We start from the raw sequence: 3,827 nt of genomic DNA, 5'->3' as shown, positions 1-3,827 counted from the left end.
TCCCGGCGTCCCGAATGAAGTGAGGGCGAGTAAAGCAACTGCTTGCTTTACGCCCGGGATTCGAAGACCTTGAGCATATGCAGGTTATTGGGACGATGTCGGGCGAAATGCAAAATGGCTTGAATGAAGGTGTGGAATGTGGGAGGATGTTCTTATGGAAGGACCACCGTAGAAAGAACAAATAATGCAAAAACAGGAAAATAATTACGCGTTCATTGATAGTCAAAACGTGTATAAAGGGACAAAAAAAGATTTGGGCTGGGTAATAGACTGGACCCGTTTTCGTGTGTACTTAAAACACAAATATGATGTTACCAGCGCGTATCTATTTATCGGCTTTATGCCGGAACATAATGATATATATGATGAATTGCAAAAGGCAGGATTTATCCTTAAGTTCAAACCCGTGCTACCAGACGGAAACAGCGGTGTTAAGGGGAATGTTGACGCAGACTTAGTTTTGCAAGCAATGATTGACTATCCAGCCTATGATCGAGCGGTACTTGTATCAAGCGACGGTGATTTTTATTCGCTTGCGCGCTATTTATATGACAATAAAAAACTTATCGCAGTTTTAAGTCCGCACAAAAAGAAATGCTCTACACTCTTGAGGAGGTCCGCGAGGGACAAGATGGTCTATATGGATAAGCTAGAGGAGAAGATTGCAAAAAGAAAAGGCACCGCGTAGGGACGGAACCCGTACGAAGTGCCTTTTCATAGGAATAATATCAGTATATCGACCGCTCGCCATAAGTCAATAGCCTGTACAGGGAGTTGACATTCTTGCGTCATTTGTTATACTGCTTTCATTAAAGTCCGTTACGAAACGGGCTCATTTTTTTAAATTTTTCATTCCACATCACTATGCTTGATATTAAAATATTCAATTCCGCCCTTGAACAACTTGAAGAAGAGCGCGGAATTCCAAAAGAAAAAATCCTGGAAGCGATTGAACAAGCTCTCGCAGCTGCCTACAAAAAAGACTACGGCAAGAAGGGGCAGATTATTCGTGCGTCATTTGACCAGAGCTCGGGGAAAACCGAATTCTCTCAAGTAAAGATCGTCGTTGATGACTCCACGGTGCGCATGGTTGAAGAAAGCGAGGAAGAGGACACTACTCCCAAAGAACCAAAAGAAGGTGCAGAAGGGGAAGAGGAGCAAGACCTGCGTCCGCGCTTTAATCCCGAACACCATATCCTTCTTGAGGACGCGAGAAAAATAAAGAAAGACGCGGCGCTTGACGAAGAAATCGTTTTTCCTCTGGAACCAAAGGACGATTACGGACGCATTGCGGCGCAAACCGCAAAGCAGGTTATCATCCAAAAGATCCGAGAAGCAGAGAAGGTTTCGGTTATGGGCGAATATACGGGGAAGAAAGGGGAAGTGGTAAACGGCATCGTGCAGAGAGTTGAACACGGCAACGTGTTTGTTGATCTCGGTAGGACTGTTGCCATCTTGCCGGCAGAGGAACAGATTCCCGGTGAACGATACCGCCAAGGGGGAAGGATAAAGGCATATGTGATAGACGTGACGGAATCTCCACGAGGTATCAGTATCCGCCTTTCGCGAACGCATCCGCAGCTCATCAAGAAGCTCTTTGCGGTGGAAGCTCCCGAGATCGCCAGTGGTGTGGTGGAGATCAAAAGCATTGCCCGCGAAGCAGGTGCACGGTCAAAGATCGCCGTTCTCACCAATGACGAAAAAGTTGACCCAATCGGCGCGTGTGTCGGTCAGCGCGGTATTCGTGTTTCTACCGTTACCAATGAGCTTGCGGGCGAGAAAATAGATATCATTGAGTGGTCTTCCGACCCGGGAACATTCGTGGCGGCTGCGCTTTCTCCCGCGAAGATCATTGACATCAAGGTAAACGAAGAAGAAAAGCGCGCAAAGGTAATCGTTGCCGAAGATCAACTTTCTTTGGCAATCGGGAAGGGGGGACAAAATGTCCGCTTGGCGGCGAAGCTTACCGGATGGAGGATTGATATTGAAGGAGCGGGTGGCGATGTTGTTGTGGCGGTAAACGGAGAAGAGGTAAATATTGCAAATAACACTATAGAGCAGAAAGAAACGGAACTTACAGCGGAAGGAAAGGAAACGGAGGAGGTGGAAAAAGAGATCGAAGAAAAAGAGCTTGCCGAAGAAATCGTTGAAGAAGAAACGGGCGAGGTGCGGCACGCGGAAACCGAAGACATGGAAAATATTACGCCGGAAGATGTTGAAGAAGCTATTGATAAGGAGGAGGAAAAAGAAGGAATGTCGGAAGACGCGGGGAAATAAAGGGTCTATTATAGAGCGAATCTAGTAAATAAAAATATTCTTATTATGAATCTGTGGCACGATATTTCCGCGGGCGAAAACGCTCCCGAAACCCTCAACGTTATCATTGAGATTCCGAAGGGGTCAAAAAATAAATACGAAATAGACAAAGAAACGGGGCTTATCGCGCTTGACCGGGTGGCGCACACAGCGCAAGATTTTCCTTATGACTACGGGTTTGTACCGCAGACACTCTGGGACGACAACGACGCTCTGGACGTGATAGTGCTCACCACGCACCCACTGGTTACCGGTATTTTAGCGCGTGTGCGGCCGATCGCGATCATGCACATGGTTGACTCGGGAGATTCTGACGACAAGATCATTGCCGTGCCGGTTGAGGACCCTCGCTTTAATAGCGTTTTAGACCTTGAAGACGTCAATGAACACACACTCAAAGAGATGGAACATTTTTACTCCACCTATAAAAAAATCCAGGGAAAAAAGGTGACGGTCACCGGATTTGAAGGAAAAGACGCGGCATGTAAAGCGATTGACCGTTCCCGTAAACTCTACGAAGAGAAGTACGCGACCAAAGCCGAATAAGTGGTTTCTGTGGATAACCGCCATGATACCCATCATGGCGGTTATCACGTATAATAAGAAAAGATGTAAATGGTAGCGAAATAGAGTGTTTTGCAACCGATATGTACACTTTTTAATAGAGCACTAAAACTCGTCGCGACGAGCGAAGGGCATGATGAAACCATGAATATATTTGCAGGAAATTTTGAATCGGCCAAGAAATTATTGATATTTTTATTAACGGTTGTTGCCGTGCTTGCGTTCGGTGCGAGCCGTGCGTTTGCTGAAGAAACAGGGGGTTCTTCAGCGGGGACTGCGGTCACTCATATGGAGGGAGATAGCGGGATGATGGATGGCACCGGTGTTTCATCGGAAGTGCTCAAAAAGGCACGTGAACAGAGAGAGGAAGCGCTGAAAAAAGAGATGGAAGCAAGGCGCGAAGCGCAAAAACAAATAGACGAGGGGAAGCCGGGAGAGGCGAGAAAAAAAATGCTGGAGACCTCGCGTGAGATAAAAAAAGATGCCGGAGAACGTAGGGATACAATGATGGAGGCGACAGGCACGCCGCGGCGCATTTCCGACGAGAAACGGGCGGAAGTAGCCAAAAAGATCGGTGAGAAAAGGGAAGCTCTGATCACTGCTTATGCAGAACGCATGATCAAACGATTTGAAGCGGCACTTGAGAGGATCACGAAGTTGGGCGACAGACTTGAATCAAGACTCACCAAACTTGAAGAAAATAATATAGACGTGACTCATGCAAGAGAGCTCTTGGAAGAATCAAGGAATAAAGTGGAAGAGGCAGAGGACGAGATAGCAGAAACACAGATAGAGATATATGCGGCACTGGCCGGAGAGAATCCAAAAGAAGCGTTCGGCAAGGTGAAAGAACTTCTCAAGGGGGCAAAGGAAACAACAAAAGAAGCGCATCGCGCGTTGGTTGAAGCCATTAAGGCGATCAAGGGACCTGAAAAAGCCGACGACAG

General features: G+C 47.0%; 4 protein-coding genes. All 4 read left to right on the top strand.

Translation table 11 applies throughout. The features are described from left to right. Positions 1-184: 184 nt before the first annotated feature. On the top strand, positions 185-688 hold the full coding sequence (locus AAB523_02325; protein MEK7556102.1) for an NYN domain-containing protein: 504 nt from the start codon (positions 185-187) through the stop codon (positions 686-688). 176 nt (positions 689-864) lie between these two features. Beyond that, positions 865-2,277: a transcription termination factor NusA gene (gene nusA / locus AAB523_02320; protein MEK7556101.1), complete on the top strand. Its 1,413-nt coding sequence runs from the start codon at positions 865-867 to the stop codon at positions 2,275-2,277. A gap of 45 nt (positions 2,278-2,322) precedes the next feature. Then, on the top strand, positions 2,323-2,862 hold the full coding sequence (locus tag AAB523_02315) for an inorganic diphosphatase (protein MEK7556100.1): 540 nt from the start codon (positions 2,323-2,325) through the stop codon (positions 2,860-2,862). A gap of 162 nt (positions 2,863-3,024) precedes the next feature. Next, positions 3,025-3,827 (top strand): hypothetical protein (locus tag AAB523_02310; protein ID MEK7556099.1); only part of this gene is annotated, 803 nt, incomplete at its 3' end.

Source organism: Patescibacteria group bacterium, assembly GCA_038063375.1.
In the GTDB taxonomy this organism is placed as follows: domain Bacteria; phylum Patescibacteriota; class Minisyncoccia; order Phycocordibacterales; family JANLHH01; genus JANLHH01.
This window is presented reverse-complemented; position numbering and strand designations above follow the sequence as displayed.

Excerpts from the sequence above, each read along its gene's own strand:
- AAB523_02325 (MEK7556102.1), top strand. The coding sequence starts at position 185 with ATGCAAAAACAGGAAAATAATTACGCGTTCATTGATAGTCAAAACGTG.
- nusA (MEK7556101.1), top strand. The coding sequence starts at position 865 with ATGCTTGATATTAAAATATTCAATTCCGCCCTTGAACAACTTGAAGAA.
- AAB523_02315 (MEK7556100.1), top strand. The coding sequence starts at position 2,323 with ATGAATCTGTGGCACGATATTTCCGCGGGCGAAAACGCTCCCGAAACC.